This is a genomic window from Ruegeria sp. CI1 (assembly GCF_056536925.1).
The window spans coordinates 204,721-220,544 of the sequence record NZ_JBQFQP010000004.1 but is presented as its reverse complement, the minus strand read 5'-3'; the positions used below and the strand labels follow the sequence as shown (position 1 = coordinate 220,544).

General features: G+C 56.1%; 13 protein-coding genes. 6 read left to right on the top strand and 7 right to left on the bottom strand.

Annotated features, from left to right (window positions below):
* Positions 1 to 22 precede the first annotated feature (22 nt).
* Positions 23 to 799, top strand: coding sequence for a hypothetical protein (locus ACR0LZ_RS06595; RefSeq protein ID WP_480748984.1), 777 nt, complete (start codon positions 23 to 25; stop codon positions 797 to 799).
* Positions 777 to 2,642 (top strand): 7-cyano-7-deazaguanine synthase, encoded by a 1,866-nt coding sequence (locus ACR0LZ_RS06590; protein WP_480748983.1) that lies wholly within the window; start codon positions 777 to 779, stop codon positions 2,640 to 2,642. Before ACR0LZ_RS06595 ends, ACR0LZ_RS06590 begins: the two co-directional genes overlap by 23 nt.
* Here the strand turns inward: ACR0LZ_RS06590 and ACR0LZ_RS06585 are convergent.
* Genes ACR0LZ_RS06585 through ACR0LZ_RS06575 form a run of 3 tightly spaced genes read right to left on the bottom strand, consistent with a single transcriptional unit; the run spans position 2,632 to position 4,380 of the window.
* The gene (locus tag ACR0LZ_RS06585) at positions 2,632 to 3,693 is read right to left on the bottom strand and encodes a tyrosine-type recombinase/integrase (RefSeq protein ID WP_480748982.1); all 1,062 of its coding nucleotides are present in this window, start codon (positions 3,691 to 3,693) and stop codon (positions 2,632 to 2,634) included. The genes ACR0LZ_RS06590 and ACR0LZ_RS06585 overlap by 11 nt on opposite strands.
* Positions 3,674 to 4,177 carry a helix-turn-helix domain-containing protein gene (locus ACR0LZ_RS06580; protein ID WP_480748981.1) on the bottom strand — a complete coding sequence of 168 codons (504 nt, stop codon included), beginning with the start codon at positions 4,175 to 4,177 and terminating at the stop codon, positions 3,674 to 3,676. The genes ACR0LZ_RS06585 and ACR0LZ_RS06580 overlap by 20 nt, the downstream gene beginning before the upstream one ends.
* On the bottom strand, positions 4,177 to 4,380 hold the full coding sequence (locus ACR0LZ_RS06575) for a helix-turn-helix domain-containing protein (protein ID WP_480748980.1): 204 nt from the start codon (positions 4,378 to 4,380) through the stop codon (positions 4,177 to 4,179). Before ACR0LZ_RS06575 ends, ACR0LZ_RS06580 begins: the two co-directional genes overlap by 1 nt.
* Positions 4,381 to 5,161: 781 nt before the next feature.
* Here ACR0LZ_RS06575 and ACR0LZ_RS06570 point away from each other — a divergent pair.
* Positions 5,162 to 6,529: a hypothetical protein gene (locus tag ACR0LZ_RS06570; protein ID WP_480748979.1), complete on the top strand. Its 1,368-nt coding sequence runs from the start codon at positions 5,162 to 5,164 to the stop codon at positions 6,527 to 6,529.
* 21 nt (positions 6,530 to 6,550) lie between these two features.
* Complete coding sequence (locus tag ACR0LZ_RS06565) at positions 6,551 to 7,750, top strand: adenylate/guanylate cyclase domain-containing protein (protein WP_480748978.1); 1,200 nt, start codon at positions 6,551 to 6,553, stop codon at positions 7,748 to 7,750.
* Positions 7,751 to 8,438: 688 nt separating this feature from the next.
* On the opposite strand, the gene ACR0LZ_RS06560 is transcribed toward ACR0LZ_RS06565, so the two are convergent.
* The 3 genes from ACR0LZ_RS06560 to ACR0LZ_RS06550 form a co-directional block, all read right to left on the bottom strand.
* On the bottom strand, positions 8,439 to 9,455 hold the full coding sequence (locus ACR0LZ_RS06560) for a GlxA family transcriptional regulator (protein WP_480748977.1): 1,017 nt from the start codon (positions 9,453 to 9,455) through the stop codon (positions 8,439 to 8,441).
* Between the two features lie 71 nt (positions 9,456 to 9,526).
* Complete coding sequence (gene nhaC / locus ACR0LZ_RS06555) at positions 9,527 to 10,999, bottom strand: Na+/H+ antiporter NhaC (RefSeq protein WP_480748976.1); 1,473 nt, start codon at positions 10,997 to 10,999, stop codon at positions 9,527 to 9,529.
* A 423-nt stretch (positions 11,000 to 11,422) separates the two neighbouring features.
* Positions 11,423 to 13,291 (bottom strand): adenylate/guanylate cyclase domain-containing protein, encoded by a 1,869-nt coding sequence (locus ACR0LZ_RS06550; protein ID WP_480748975.1) that lies wholly within the window; start codon positions 13,289 to 13,291, stop codon positions 11,423 to 11,425.
* A gap of 219 nt (positions 13,292 to 13,510) precedes the next feature.
* On the opposite strand from ACR0LZ_RS06550, the gene ACR0LZ_RS06545 reads away from it, so the two are divergent.
* Together ACR0LZ_RS06545 and ACR0LZ_RS06540 are read left to right on the top strand one after the other, a co-directional pair.
* Positions 13,511 to 14,281 carry a substrate-binding periplasmic protein gene (locus ACR0LZ_RS06545; RefSeq protein WP_480748974.1) on the top strand — a complete coding sequence of 257 codons (771 nt, stop codon included), beginning with the start codon at positions 13,511 to 13,513 and terminating at the stop codon, positions 14,279 to 14,281.
* Between the two features lie 110 nt (positions 14,282 to 14,391).
* A complete protein-coding gene (locus tag ACR0LZ_RS06540; protein ID WP_480748973.1) occupies positions 14,392 to 14,541 on the top strand; it encodes a hypothetical protein in 150 nt (49 codons plus the stop codon).
* A gap of 137 nt (positions 14,542 to 14,678) precedes the next feature.
* On the opposite strand, the gene ACR0LZ_RS06535 is transcribed toward ACR0LZ_RS06540, so the two are convergent.
* Positions 14,679 to 15,578: a hypothetical protein gene (locus ACR0LZ_RS06535; RefSeq protein WP_480748972.1), complete on the bottom strand. Its 900-nt coding sequence runs from the start codon at positions 15,576 to 15,578 to the stop codon at positions 14,679 to 14,681.
* Between the last annotated feature and the right edge of the window lie 246 nt (positions 15,579 to 15,824).

Here is a 15,824-nt window from a genome sequence, read left to right as displayed (position 1 = left end):
TGGGTGAACGGGAGGAAAACGTATGGGCCATATCAGGCTGGGGACATTGCCGCAGTCGAAGAAGTGGCGCGAGGTCGTGGGCCTGCTGGACGCGGATGCGCCGGTCGAACGGATTGCAGAAGCCGCTGTACATGCCTCGGAGCGGGATCTGGCGCGGGCTTCGGATGATCCAAGTTTCCAGTTCATTTCCGGCCTGCTGGTCAACGCACCGCTCAAGGCGCGGTCGCCGGAGTATCACGCGTTCCTAAAGGACCTTGGTATCAATGGTGCCGATGTGCAGTCGGTCACGGACCTGTTGGCCGGGTTGAGCCGGGCGATTGACCGCAATACGTTTGAACATGGCCGGTCATCCGATGCGGCGGACTTGGCAAAGGGTGCATTGCTGGAAAGCCTGTCGGTCCAGCTTCACGACCGGCTGCCGACGCTGTTTGAGCCCACGCCAGCGGAAATCCGGCGAGCCCTGGCGTCTTTCGGCAGCGGCCAGCATTTCGCGCATCTGGCCCGCGATTTCTTCGCCAGGCTCACCTACCGGTCGCTGGATTACTACCTGAGCCGTGAACTGGCCAATCATACCGGAGAGGACAAAAGGTTCGCCTCCGATGCCGAACGTGTGCAGTTCCAGCAAGCGCTGGCACAGCACACGTTCGAGGCCTCCCGAATCGTGCAGGAGTTCGCGGGCGGCTGGTACGGCAAGACCGTCTGGAAAGAGCATAGGCTGGATCAGGAGGCCATCAACGGCTTCACGAGATATGCCTTCAAAAAAATGAGGTCGGAACTTGGACGGCGCCGCGCAGCCTGAGCACCGGGTTCGCCTGCTCGCTCCGCTGACCAAGGCCGGCGGGGACGAGGTCCTGCGTTTTGATCTTGATGGCCAGGAACATGGCGTTTCACTTCGCATTTCACAACTGAACCGGCAGATGGTTGCCGGGTTGCCAGACCGGGCGCTGGATCTGCTCGAACTCGCGGCATTGGTCTACGCGGTGGATTCAGCCGTGAGCCGCGGCGGTCCCGCGCTTCAGCACATGGGCAAACGGTGGCATCGGCGGTTCGTGGTGGAGATGCCGGTTCGGGACCTGCCGCATTGGCAGGGGGCCGGAGTAGGACAGGCTCTGGAAGACCTGCTGATGTTCCTGAGTGGCGACCGGTTCGAGTTCACGTTTACCACACGTCTCTATCCTGATGCGGAGCGAAACCGGTTTTTCAAGTTCGGCGGTAAGAGCGCTTGGAAAGCGGATCGCATTCTGATGTTTTCCGGTGGTCTGGATTCCTTTGCAGGTGCGCTCGAAGAGATCGTCGAGCAAAAACAGAGAACTGCCCTAGTCAGTCATTTCTCGGCCACCAAGATAGCGCCAGTTCAACGGCACTTGCAGGAATACCTCTCAGATGAACATGGAAGGGACCTCTCCCGCCATGTTCCGGTGCATATCCAGCTTGTCGGGGGCAAAACCAGGGAAGGTACGCATCGAAGCCGGTCTTTCCTGTTTGCAGTGTTGGGAGCGATGACCGCGCAGGCTTTTGGGCGGGATCGCGTGTCGTTTTACGAGAACGGTATTGTCAGCCTCAATCTGCCGCCGGTCGGCAACGTGTTGGGAACCCGTGCGACACGAACCACGCATCCCAGGACCCTGACCCTGATGACCGGGTTCCTGTCACAAGTGTTCGATGGCGGAATGAGGGTCGACAACCCGTTCTTCTGGCGCACGAAGACGGAGGTTGTATCGACGATTGCGCGATTGGGCGCGGCAGATCAAATCCGGCATACCCGAAGTTGCGCGGATGTTCACAACCAGACCAAGCAACATGTGCATTGTGGTCGCTGCTCTCAGTGTATCGACCGGCGTTTTGCAGTGTTGGCCGCAGGGCTGGAATCTAATGATCCGGAAGAGGCCTACCGGGTTGATCTGTTGAACGGGCGCAGAGAGCGGGTCGAGGACAAGGAGATCGCCCTGTCCTATGTCCGCAATGCCGAACAATTCGAACATCTCTCAGCGGACGTCCTGGCGCAGCACTATCCGGCCGTTCTGGATGCCGTGGGCAGCCTTGGCGAGCCCGCAAAGACGTCGTTGTCGATGATCGCCGATCTTCTGAAACGTCATGGCGCATCGGTTGCGGGCGTGATGCAAGCCGTTCGTGGGTCGCAACCGCTGGACGCCTTTCCCGAAAACAGCCTGCCCAGACTATACGGAGAGGCGCAGAGGGAACGGTTGTTTGCCGGGGTGCCGGGGGTCGTGAGCGGTCTGATTGACACCCATCAGTTTCGGAAACTGACCATCGTGATTGATCGGAAACGCGAAACGGCTAGCGTCGACGGCGTGGTTGTTCTCGCCAAGGGGGCAACGGCCGGGCTGATACTGGTGCTGTCCGACGCGTTTCTTGAAGCCGCGGGGCAGGGGCTGGATCCGTTCGACTTCCCCGCGATCCCGGCAAGGCGGCTGGCCAAAATGTTGAACCTGTCCTCCGACGAAGGCGTCCGGCAGAGGGTGAACCGGTCGCGCACCGAACTGGGCAAGAAGTTCGCATCGGCGGGCCTGGACAAGGACCGTGGGACGGCCATCATCGAAAGCGTTCCCGGGCAAGGCTACCGTCTGGCCCCGGACCTGGTCGAGGTTCGGGTGGCCCCCAAAGCCAAACCTACTCGATGACCTCGACATCATCATCGCCGAGCGGCCCGCGCTTGCGGAACCGGGCCATCAGCTCGATCTGGCGACCGGGACCGACAGCCCCGTACGAGGTGAAGGTCGTGAGGGCATTGTCATGCCCAAGGTTTTGCGACCAGGCCTTGTAGTCCTCCGGAGTGCGGCAATACTCGCGGGTCAGTTCCGCCAGCGTATCGCGCACCCGGTGCGGAGAGAACGGCGACAGCCCGGCATCGGTGAAGGCCTGCTTGAAGATGCGCGCCGCGCTGGACGGGTTCGACCCAGGCTCGCGTGCGATACCAAGGGCGGCGAACTTGCGGGATCCGTCAACACCGACCCGTGTCTTGGGAAACAGCGGGTCCGCATCCGAGAACAGATGGGTGGTGCGCAATTCCCCGATCCAGTCGCGAAGGATCTGATCGGCCGGGCCACCGATCGGGAAGAAAGCAGTGGTGAAGGACTTGCCGAACTTGGTCTTGACGCTGCGCCCGTCAAACTGAACACAAGCGTTCGGCAGATCGACATGGCCCAGGCGGAGGCCGATGGCGGCACCAATCCGGGAGCCGGTAAGAAACAGAAAGGCCACGAGGGCGCGGTCCCGGCGCTGAAGCACGCTGTCCGTGGGCATCCGTTCAAGCAGGTGCTGCACCTGTGCCGGCGAGGGGTGCGGTTTCCATAGGGTCGACCGCCGGGCTGCCTCGGACTTTTGGTCCGGTGTCAGGTAGTCGGTGTCGGAGTGGGAAATCTTCGACTTGTAGCCGGGCTGATCGGCGAGCCAGAAGAAGAAGGCCTTCACCTCCCGCAGGGTGCTGTTGATCGTCGACGGCGACAACGGTGCTCCGTTCCGCACGTTCTTTTGCGTCGCCAGGTACCGTTTGAAGGCACGGGCCCGTTCGGAGTGAAAGGCACGGAAATCCTTGCCACCAAGGAACGCCTCGTAAACCGAGATCGCGGCTGCGGCCTTGTCGATCGTTGCTTCCGAAAAGCCTTTCGCAACCTGGAGCCAGACCAGGTACTTGTGCTTGATGCGCAGGTTCTCACGAGTGCTTTTTGACATGGGTCTTCCGGTCCTCTTCCAAGGTGACATTCAAGGGGGGCTCTGCCGGGGACACTAATCTTGTGTTTGCCTTCTGGATTGTGACCTCGATTTTGGACCGGATCACGTCGAGGTCGGCCCGGCGGACGGCCCTGTTCATGATGTTGCCGCAGGTCGGGCACAGAGCGGACAGCAGGCCGCTCGTGGCTGTCTGCTGCGTGTAATCCGCGATTTTGCCGTCCGGCGCGCGGGGACCCTTGCACCCGACACAGTAGCAGTGGTGCAGCTCCAGTTTGCATTTGCCTCGGTTCTGTCGCTGACCCAGGAAGGCCTTGAGATCGCGACCTCGAATCAACCAGGGCTTGCGGCTGATGTCCGCCGGCAACCCGTGCTGCCGGATCCACCTGATGACGGTCTGGCGGTGAACGCCTAGGGTGCCCGCCGCTTCCCAGACCTCGTAGACGCGGTGGGTCTTGATGCGTTTCGGTGACGGCCGGTGTGCCATTACCGGCCCTCCTGCGGCAGGGGGTCGTTGGTGTTCTTGCAGACCTGAGCGTTCTCGTAGGCCTCGATTTCCGTCTCGTCATAAAGGACGCGCGCGCCAATCTTGAGAAAACGCGGGCCCTTCCCGAGCCAGCGCCATTGTTCCAGCGTGCGCGGCGACAGGTGCCACCGCTCCGCCAATTGCTCTTGCGTGATCTTCGCCATCAATGCCTCGTGGCTTCGTTGCAAGGCGCGTTACTACGCCCGGCTTCATGGCATCATTGTGTGGCTCAAAGGTCCGGATGTATGTGGTCAGGGGCGAGAAAGCCGTGACACCCGCGGCCGGTAACATGCTGATATTTATGAGCGTCGGATCGAAACTTGTGACAGATCGGCGAGATCGCGTGACAAGGCGCTCGGACATTGACCCTTGTGGGCCGTTGTCTGGACGCCAGCTCTATCATTATGTCCGAATACAGGGACTTGTTCATTGTTGCCGGTCTCAGGGACCGCGGGAGAATTCGTCCCGGGAAAGGATCGCATGGGCCAGCAGCAGAATTGCCCGACCAATCATTGGTTGCTCCACAAAAAGTAAAGCTACCCTTCATTGGAGGCGCAGTAATTTCGGACGGACCTATGACCGCTTCGCGGACATTGCTGCCATTCAGCTTCCACTCATGAACGGCTGGTGTCCGCGGCTTCGCGACCCTGACCTACATCGCTTTGACAGGCTTCCTCAGTTTTCTGCAGCTGCAAACAGAACTCGACGAAGACGGGATAAGCGGTCGCTCAGCCACGGGATATCCAGCTGAAAAGCTCAGATGACGGCCCATAGCCCAAGGCGGACCTCATGTAGCCGAGTAAGGCACGCATGTTGACATATCGGCCATCATACGCATGATAAAAGTTGAACCAAATTACAACCTTTTAGAGCGCGAGTACGAATAGACAAAATAGCAGTATACGATAGAGCATTAACGCTTTGCACTAACTCGAGGGATTGGAAATGGAACTCGGCGCTGCCTTTAATCGTGGCTCAATTCTCTTGTTCATGGTAGCATTTCTATGTTTGTCTGCCGTCGAGTCCAAAGCCGGTGCTGATGCTGTTCCATCTTACCAGAAAGTCGGAAAGGTAAAGGTTCCGTTCGGAGCGAATATTCAAAAACCGTATATCCTGGACGCTATTGACGTAAACGGTGACGGTGCAGATGACATTGCTCTGAGCGCAAGAATTCCGAACAAAAGAAGTGGCGATCTCCACAGCGCTCCTAAGGTCAGCAGCTTGTTCGGCCTCAACCAAATAAGTGCCGGCAAGTTCGCGATGTTCAGTCTTGGAGAAGCAGGAAGAACACACCGAACTTTCTCTGGAGCGTTTTTCAGGAATGGCCGGTCTGGCCCCGTTTTCCTCGCTTTGGCCAGAAACGGAGAACTTGGCGGACCGTATGACAACCCCGGTGAACCCACGAGCATCTTTTCAATCAGAGAGCAGGGCGGCAAGGTTGGAATCGGCCTGGTGTTCGAAGGGAAGGAGCTCAGCACATCCGACAATGCAGCTGCCTGCGACATAAACCGCGATGGCCGTACCGAACTTTACATCAACAATGGCGCAGCGCGGTTCAAAATCTATCCCCGGTTAAAGTCTCACGTCTATACCGTTAGTGGTGGCGGTGTACGTGAGCGATCTGAACAGAGTGTGTTTCGAAGCAAGTGGTTGGGTCGTGGCAGCAACAATTTCGTCGCACTCAAGGATATCGACGGAGATGGCGACTGCGATGCCTTGTTTGCCGTAGAGGCCTGGAAGCCCTCGGAGGGAGACGGACCTGAACCTTCGGGTACCAAATACAGATACTCTTCGTACGTGATATTCAACAAGGGCGGCTTCGGCGGTAATCGCTACGACCTGCCAAATCCACCTTTTGGCAAAGACAATTCGGCCTTTGGGATCGGTGGAACTTCCGTCAACGGCGTCCCGATGGTCGCGCTCGCTTCGCAGAAGTTTCCCGGACACAAGGAAGGTCACAGCGGGTACGCACTTCAGCTTTTCGAGTTTGATGGGCGAAAGTTCATCGATGTTTCTGGTGCCAAACTCCGAAGTGTGATTTCCCCGGGTGGCGGAGAGACATACTTTATTCGCTTCGCCGACATTGACGGCGATGGAGATGAAGACTTCTATATCAGGAATCTAGGCTCTTCGGGGCGCCCGCATTTCTATTTGAACAGAAACGGCATTTTTCATGGACAGCGCCTGAAAATCAACGGTCCGCAAGGCAGGAAATCGGTGTTTTTCCTGAATGCTCCCGGCAAGAAATGCATGGATCTGGTCGTTTTGGACGCGCGCGCCAATCTCCATATTTACTCGTGCCGTCAAACGTAATTCAGGGATGTTGTCTCGGCGATGGCTAACAGTTCTCTAGGAAGATCCGAAAGAGCAGAACTGGACAGAAGGCTACTGACGATCCTCGCTGCCGATGTGGCCGAGTACAGCAGACTAATTGCCGAAGATGAACGTAAAACTCTTGATCATCTTGAAAATCTTCATTCCATCATCGAAGAAGAAATCCGCAATCACAACGGAAGAATAGCCAATACAGCTGGTGACAGTGTCGTGGCCGCTTTCCAGAGCGCGGTTGACGCGGTTGACGCGGCAATAACGATTCAGCGGCGTCACTCATCCTATAATGAGCCAATCGATCAGGCAAAGCGCCTGATGTACAGAATCGGCATAAACATCGGGGACGTCTCGGAGAAACGAAATGGAGATATTCTTGGCCATGGCGTAAACATCGCGGCAAGGTTGGAGGCGATCGCGGTGCCGGGCGGCATCTGCGTTTCCAAGAATGTTGTCGAGCAAGTGGAAGGGAAGATTGAAACCGACTTCCACCTGATTGGCGAGCACTACGTCAAGAACATCGACAAGCCGATCAAGGCCTACTCAACGACCGGCGAATTCGCGCACAGATACCGGGGGTTGGTGCGGACGCGTGACAAGTTCTTCAAAAGCACGGCTTGGCAACTATCCCTGTTCTTCCTGGTGTGTGCAGTTTCGGCATTGCTAATTTTGGATTACTTTCAGATTTTTGAAACGCGTCCGCCCAGAAATGATCTGGATGTAATTCTTGACCAGAACCTTCCGCCTGAAGAGTTGTTGTCTCAGTTTGATCTTGTCACCTATGGCGAATTCGAAAGCTCAAGATATTACATTATCCGGACCTGGGGCGGCACGATTGACCAGATTGAAGAACTTGCTTCGCAGTTGAATGGTCATCTGGTTGCTATCAACTCCGCTGCCGAGAACGACTTTGTCTTTGAATTGTCAATGTCAGAGGAAGGGCATTGGATCGAAACGGATTCAGGGTTCAATGGGCCAATGATCGGCCTGGTTCAAGAACCGGGGTCACAGGAGCCGGATGGGGGTTGGAACTGGCTGAACGGTGATCCGTTGGACTACATAAACTGGAAACCCGGAGGTCCCGACAACTACAACGGAAACCAGTCGCTGGCGAATCTCAAGAACAATCGCGGCACACACCCGGTACCTTTCTGGAATGACATGAAGGGTGTCGCGTTTTCGTCGATAATTGAAGTTCCTCAGTGATCTGCCCTTGGTGAAGCGGGCGCCTTGCATTGACATAGGGTTTCGTGCACGCGGGAAAGGCGGAGAACCTATCTAGCCAATCCCGGGCACGCGTCGTTTTAGCTAATGGGTGCTGATCGAGGAACGTCGGATAGGTCCCGCGCCCCAGTCATTCGGCGAAAGTGATCGCGCGGTTACCTGACAGAACCACTCACATGGTCGGGGCGAGCCCGAGGCGTTCCTCACGCCACTGCAACAGCGTCGATTTCGAATTCCATCCAATCACCTGCCAACCTTGGGAAAGGAATGTGTGTGCTTGCTGGTCGGGCGTCGCCAAAGAACGTGCGACGATTTTTTGGACACGAGGGCAAACGAACGGCCGGATTGGCGAAGCAGCGTTGCAGCGGCACGGCGCTCGGGGGATCGTCGCAGTCGACCCACACCATCATGGGCTATGTCCGCTGATCGGGCATTGCACTATTTCGAGCGGAGCGCAGCATCACGCACTATGGGCTCATGGCCGCCGTTAGATCGATCGCAGCATGTTCAACGGGTGGGTCGTACCGCCCCAGCAGGGACGGCCCTTAGCTGACTTTCACCAAACCAAAGATACCGCATTGCAGCGTTGCCAAAGCGGACTTTGGTTAACTGCACCGAACTTTAATCAGCTGTTCTGAAGTTTCGAATTCTGACACTGGTCAGGCGCAAGTCATTCGCGTCTTTCAGACCATCCCCTCCTGAATGAAGTTGGCGCTTCGCCGTAGCGTTTCTTGAATCGTACCGTAAGTTGGGTAGCGCTGCTGAAGCCTGTAGCTGCCGCAATTTCTGCAACCGCCATCTCGGTCTCGCTGAGCAATGCGTAAGCCCTCGCGACGCGCAGTTCGATGTAAAATTGCACAGGTGAAATTTCGACATACTTTTGGAAGAGACGCTCCAACTGACGACGCGATATCTGTACGGCTTCTGCTATTTCAGAGATATCCAAAGGCTCTTCCAGGTTTTCGTGCATGATCTGCATGGCATTGATCAGGTATTGGTTGCGGCTGCCCAGGGCCACCGAGAAGGCTGATTTCTGAAGCGTTTTGCTGTTGTTGGATCGGAAGTGGATGCACATGTCCGATACGATGACCGCCAGATCGTTTCCGAAGTCGGATTCGATCATGTCCAACATCATGTCAGTTGCGGCACTTCCACCGCCACATGTCATGAGTTCGTTGTCGATTTCATACAGGTTTGCCGATGGCTCCAGATCGACAAAATTTTCGACGAAAGCCGGGTGGTTTTCCCAGTGCAATGTGAACCTTTTCCCTGACAGTACCCCGGCCTTCGCAAGGGCAAAAGCGCCCGTGCAAATACCACCCAAATTACAGCCAAAGGTTCTCTGTCGACTGATCCACGACAGGACTTTGGGGTTTGTACTCTCCGCCGGTTCAATGCCTGAGCAAACAAATAGCCGCGAGGATCGCGGAAGATTGCGCAATGCAAAATCCGGCGTTATTTCAATCCCGTTCGAACACGAAACCGGAGTTCCGTCTTCGGTGATCAGAAACCACTTGTACAGTTCTTTGTTTGTGACCTGATTGGCAATCCTCAGTGGTTCCACTGCGGCGCTAAAGGCCAGCATGGTCAGCTTTGGCAACAGCAGGAAGTAGATTTCCCTGGCTGATCCATCATAGTCTATTCGATAGCTGGCCGCGCCTTTAGGGACAAAGTTTCTCGGGTCCATATCTCTCCTCCCAGTATCGACCAAGACGGATGAAGGGCACCAACACCTGTTGCGGTGTTGGTGCAGAACGGTCAGGTGGTCATCTGCGCAACAGGCTCACCGCTTTCTTCCCACGAACGGATCTCATCTTCACTCGCTTTCGGTGAGAAGAGCCCTGTTATGGCATAGATGATACCGATGACCGGCGACAGCCAGCAAGCAAATGCGAGGGGGATATACAGCAGGTTTTCGAAGTTCCCGTCCGCGATCCCCAAGCCAAGTGCCGTGATGACAAAGGCGCCACCCGCATTCCACGGGATCAGAGGGGACACCAGCGTTCCGCCCTCTTCGACGGCCCGGGACAGGTTCAACGGGGAATAGCCCATCGCGCGATAGACCGGCGCATACATTCGGCCTGGCAGTGCAATCGACAAGTATGGGTCGCCCGCAACGGTATTGGTGGCGACAGATGTCATGATAGCCGAGATCTGTATTCCACCGAACGTCTTCACTTTCGAGATGACAACTTTGATGATGGCCTGAAGACAGCCCACGCGCTCAAGCGCTCCGCCAAAACCCAGGGCCAGCAGCACCAGTGAAATCGTCCACATCATCGACTGAATACCTCCGCGGTTCAGCAGGGGATCGATCTCCGGAACACCAGTATCAATCGAGTATCCGCTGTTGGCGAAGGTGAACGTCTCATGTAGCCCGGCCCCCTGACAGAAGATAGCCATGATGCCGCCCGCAACGGCCCCTGCAAACAACGATGGGATCGGAGGTTGTTTCATGACGGCTAATACGATGACCAGGACAGCCGGAAACAGCATGATTGGCGAAATCCAGAACGCATCATCCAATGCAGTCGTAATTGCGTGAATGCGGTCAAACGAAACCTGAGACGTGTCAATCAGAGTGAACCCGACGACAAAGTAGATCACCAGCGCGATCAGCATCGAAGGAACTGTCGTTGGGAGCATATTGCGAATGTGGTCGAACAGATTGGTCCCTGTCACTGCTGGGGCCAGGTTTGTCGTGTCCGACAAAGGCGAGATTTTGTCTCCGAAAAATGCGCCAGAGACCACCGCCCCCGCAGTCCAATACATTGGGATACCAAACCCGGCACCGATCCCCATCAGCGCCAGGCCGACCGTGCCAGTTGTTCCCCACGAGGTGCCCAATGAAACAGAGACTATGGAGCAAAGGATCATTCCTGCGGCAAGGAAAAGCTCGGGCGACAAGATCTTGAGACCGTAATAGATCAGCGTCGGGACGGTGCCGCTTGCGATCCATACACCAATGATCATACCAACTGTGATCAGTATCGAGACCGAAGGCAGAGAGATATTGATGACGTGGAACACGCCTTCTTCAATGCTGGGCCATTTGTGACCCAACATGAGGCCAACGATACCAGTAATAGCGATCCCGAATGCGAGAGGGATGTGCGGCGTAAAGTCACCGAAATAGAATAGCTGCAGCCCAAGTACACACAGGGTGAGCACTATTGGCACAAGCGCCAGCACCAAGCCGGGTTGCCGTATATTGTCTTCAATCGCAGACATATTGGTCTCCTCCATTGGAATGATCCAAATCCGTTATGATCTGCGAAAGAAACCAAATATGCCGGTATAGGACCGTCGGCCTGTGCGCACATCCTGTTAGAGTTTGCGACATAGGTGCATCGGGTTTCGGCTTCTTCGAATGAATTGAATACCGACCAATGCGATAGAACCCGGCAAATTGCCCCGTGTACTGCGCCCGCCTAAACTGCGCAAACCAACGGACTATGCGACGAAAATTGGAAATCGGCCCTTTGCGGACCTTGACTAACCCTCGGCCATGCCGCGATCGCAGCCCGCATTGCCGACATTCGCTGCACCAGCAAGATCAGATGGTGGACGATTTCACACAATGCGGACTTTTCTGCCGTTCGAAACAAATAATTATTGAGGCCTTTCTTTGGATGAATGACTGTGTATCATCGATCACGTCTCGAAACGTCGCATCAACTCGGAAAGCCGCTCAATCGTGGTCTTTCGTTCAATTTCCGACATTGAGGCAGGGTCCGCGCGCTCGAGCACTTCCAGATCCAGCGTCGATACACCGGTTCTTGCCTTTGCTTTCTCGCCGATCACGCGGTAGCTGGCCACAGGGTATGCCAATCCCTTGACGGCTACTTCGTCCTGCGACGCGCAGTCGATTTCAGGTGCAATCTGAGCATAGGTCTCGTAGGAGACCAATATTTCACCCGGTGCCGCCAGGCCTTCGAGGCGCGATGCAATGTTGACCCCACGGCCGATGATCGTGTAGTCGAGCCGGTCCTCGCTGCCGAAGTTGCCGACCGTGCAGAAGTCAGTGTGGATTCCCATCCGGCAGCGCAAGGGGCGCGAGATTCCGACTGCCCGCCATTCCTGCGCCAGTTCGAGCATCCGCGCTTGCATGGCGATCGCCATGCGAACGCACGCGAGCGCGTCTTCCCGTACACCCCGAGTCTCGGGGTCGCCAAAGAAGATCAGGATTGCATCGCCCACGAACTTGTCGATCGTCGCACCATACTCGAGGGCGATTTTCGACATTTCATTCAGGTAGTGGTTCAGGACCTGCGTGAGTTCCTCGGATTCCATACGGTCAGCAGTCTCGGTGAAGTCGGCGATGTCCGAGAAAAACACTGTCAGCTTCTTGCGTGTGGAGGCGATCTTCACCTCCTGCCGACCCTGGAAAATGGATTCGTAGACCTGCGGGGACAGGTATTTGGAAAGCTGCGTCGAGAGTTGCTCAAGCTGGGAGGACTTTGCGGCAAGCTGCTCTTCGCGATGTTTCAGCGCGGTGATATCGGAGTAGACCGCGACGGTGCCGCCGTCCTCCGTGCGACGCTCGTTGACCCGAACCCAACGGCCATTAGCGTAACGCTGGACGTGCTCACTGCCCGGCTCGTGATGTCGCGCGATCCGTTCGGCTATCCAGCGTTCCGGGTCCTTCTCTGCGTCCGCGATGAGCCCGCGCTTGACCGCGGCGGCGAGAATGTCGCGAAAGGCCCGCCCCGGGCGCATGACGTCGGTGTCTGACATGTTGAGGATTTCGTTGTATTGCGAATTGGCGATCACCAGACGATCGTGCCGATCGTAGAGCGAAAAGCCCTCTGAAATCGCTTCGATCGCGTCGTTCAGACGCGCGCGCGCCGTGAGCGACTCGTCGCGCGCGGCCGCAAGTTCTGCCGTCCGCTCCTCCACCCGTTCCTCCAGTGTGTCACGAGCATCGCGCAGTTCCGCTTCGTAGACAGCCTGTTTCTCCTGCATCCCGTTATAGGCTTCGATGACTTGGCCAAGCTCGTCCGAACTTTCCCACGGGACGCGCTTCCGTTCCCCGCCGTTGCGCTGCGCACTTATCGACGCAAGAAGCGCCGCTAGTGGGCGCCCGATGATCGTTCGCAGCGCGTAGAGGGCGGCCGCAACTTCGATCGTCACCGCCACCAGCGCAATCAGCGCCGCGAAAACCAGTCGATTCCGGGTCTGCGCCCACAGGTACTGCCTCGTCGCCACGAACTCTAATGTACCAATCGTCTTCGGTCCGGCTCCCGCATCGAAGACAATCTCCCGGCTCAGGCGCATCAGGTCGCCGGGCGAGGCCGTTTCAGGCACCTTGCCCGCCGTGCTCATCAACGTTCCATCCTCGTCCAGTACGCGGGCTGACAGGATTTCACGGCTGGTTACGACTGCAGCAAGTGCCAGTCCGATCTGTTCATCGTCGAGGTTCCAGAGCGGATTTGCGAGTGCAGCACCCTGCGTTCGGATCTGACCTTCAAGGCCACGTTCCAACCGTTCGACTGCAGCGCGGTGCGTCATATATTCGATCACACTGAACACCGCGATCACAGACAGGAAGATCAGAGGGATCGTTACACGCAGGAACTTGGCCCTGAGAGTGCGGAATCCGCGCGTTGGCGTTGTTCTGAGGCTCCCGGACCTCTCCGCGTTTCCGTTCAGGATAGCCTCCCTCGGTCGTTGTGTTCCAACCGTAATTTATTCCATAGTAACTCGATAACCCAATGCGAGACAACGCGGTGGAGAGTACAAATGTTCAGGCTGATCTTTTCCGGTATCTTTCTCTGGCTAAATGTTCTTCCACTACACGCTGAGGACAGGTTGCGTTTCGTCACCTTGGAGTTTTCGCCCTTCATCTACGGCGAAAATCAGCAAGTTGCAGGTCCCGGACGCGACGTGATTGCCGCCGTGTGCGAACGAGCTTCGGTGAATTGCTCTTTCGACATCTACCCTTGGCGCCGTGCACAGGAACTGATGACGGCCGGCGACGCTGATGGCATGATGGTTATCGGCCGCAATCAGGCGCGGGAGGAATGGTTGAACTTTTCACCGCCCATGTTCCGCACCGAATACGGATTCTTCGTCCAGCAAGGCAATACTCTGGTCTACGAGTCTCCTAGACAGGTCGCTGGCTACAGGGTGGGCGTATTCGCGCCTTCGAATACCGAAACCCAGCTAAGGGAGCTGCGTGACAAGCTGGTCGCCGTTGGCGAGGCACCGATCGAAATTGAAGGCCATCCGGACGATGCGGCCGGTATCCGCAAGCTGGCGGCGGGCCGACTTGACGCGGTCTATTCTAACCGCGACCGCGGTTGGGGAATCGTTGCTGAAGAAGATTTGCGCGACAGCATCCGCTATGCAGGAGCCGACAAAGCGATCCTCTATTACGCAGGTATTCGCAAGGACTACCCTAACGCCGTTGTCGTCCAACGTTTCTTCGATGCCTGGAGATCGCTATTCGAAGAGGGCGCGGCGCAACGCATCATTGAAGGCCATGGTCTCGAGCCGGCTCAGCAAAAGTGACTGGTCACAGGGTCAAAACATTGTTGGACGCAACCGGCTAAGAGGTCCGCAAAGGGCTCGATGCGGTCATTTGCAAAGTACTCGTGAGCGTCTGCTGTGCGGAGATAGTGTTGAAAAAGTCAGAAATTTCCTGGCTCTTAGTTTTCCGCAAAAATTCAGAACTTGAGAAAAGTCGTGTCGGTTTGCGCTCAACAGGTCATGAGCGCCACATACAGCGCCGCATTGATGATTTGGCCGACCCTCTGACCGAAATCTCGTGACGTCGTTCCATGGCCTGCTTTTCCACTGACTTTCGCCAAAAACTGACTTTTTCAACACTATCCGGACAAAGCGGACGTTCGAACTCAGACGCAATAGTAACTCCGCGCACAATTGGCAAACTGGCTCAATGCTGTGATCAGAACCTGACCCTAAACGCCAGTCCAACCAATGGCGCAGTATCGTAGCTCTGGCGACTAATTTCTGCTCCATTCGCATCATCTAGCGTAAGGCGGCCGTCAAATTCTGCGCCTGCAAATACGCTCAGTGAAACTCCAGGATTTGGATTAAACCCAACAGAAAGAACCACAGGGATACTCCTATCTTCACCCACCCCATCTGGGGCAAGGCCTTCCCCGTCCAACCTGAATCGGATTCTCTCCGATCGTGCAGTCAAGGAAAGGTCTATGGCCTCAGTCAACGTGTAGCTCAGCGTCAACCCGGGGCCTTGTGTCGCTCCAATCCCTGAGCCAGTGTTCAAGTTCCAGCGGTCATTTATGTCCCAATCGATCAGCAGAGCCGGAAAAAAATCTGTATTACCATCGTCAAATTGAGAGAACGCGCCAAAGGCCGGTCCTATCGTAAGGCGTTCGTTAAGTTGCCAAGCAATACCCGCAAAAACACCGTATGTCCTACCATCAGATGCGGTAGCTCCACTTTGATAATCCCACCTGATCTGTGGTGACACAAAAACTGTTGCGGTATCGCTCGCACGAAATCGCATGGGAACAGCAACGCGCAAGTCACGGATGTTCTCCCATGGCTGATTGTTCGATTGACTAAAGTCATAATCCAGCTTGCCAAAGCTGGTTGAAAGTCCGATGGAGCTTCCTCCTTCCAGATTGTAAAGTGCGGTAGCGCGTAGAAATGCTCGGCTTGCAGAGAATTCGCCACCGTCACTCAAATCCGCGTCCCCTTGAAACGCAGCAAGCCCATCAACCTGATACGCCCAACCTAGCCGGGGCTGCGCGGCTGAAGGTAACGCTGCAAATCCTAGAGAAATAGCTCCAAAGCAGCACGTTAGAAAAATGTTTTTCATTTGGCATTTCCCACGTGACGCTGATTCCTTTTGGGTTGTCATTCCTGAACGAGCGTTTCAAGCCCCTAATGGTCTGCTGTGCGGACCAAAGCAGCCATATTGTTTCAGTAGCTTGGTAACGCACGGGCCTCTAATTTGTTGAACATTAAACCGAAAATAATGGCCTCCCGGCGACACCACTCACTAAAATCTCCGGGAGGCAACCAGACGGATCTGGCGAACGCGCGAGCAACAGAGGTAATACAA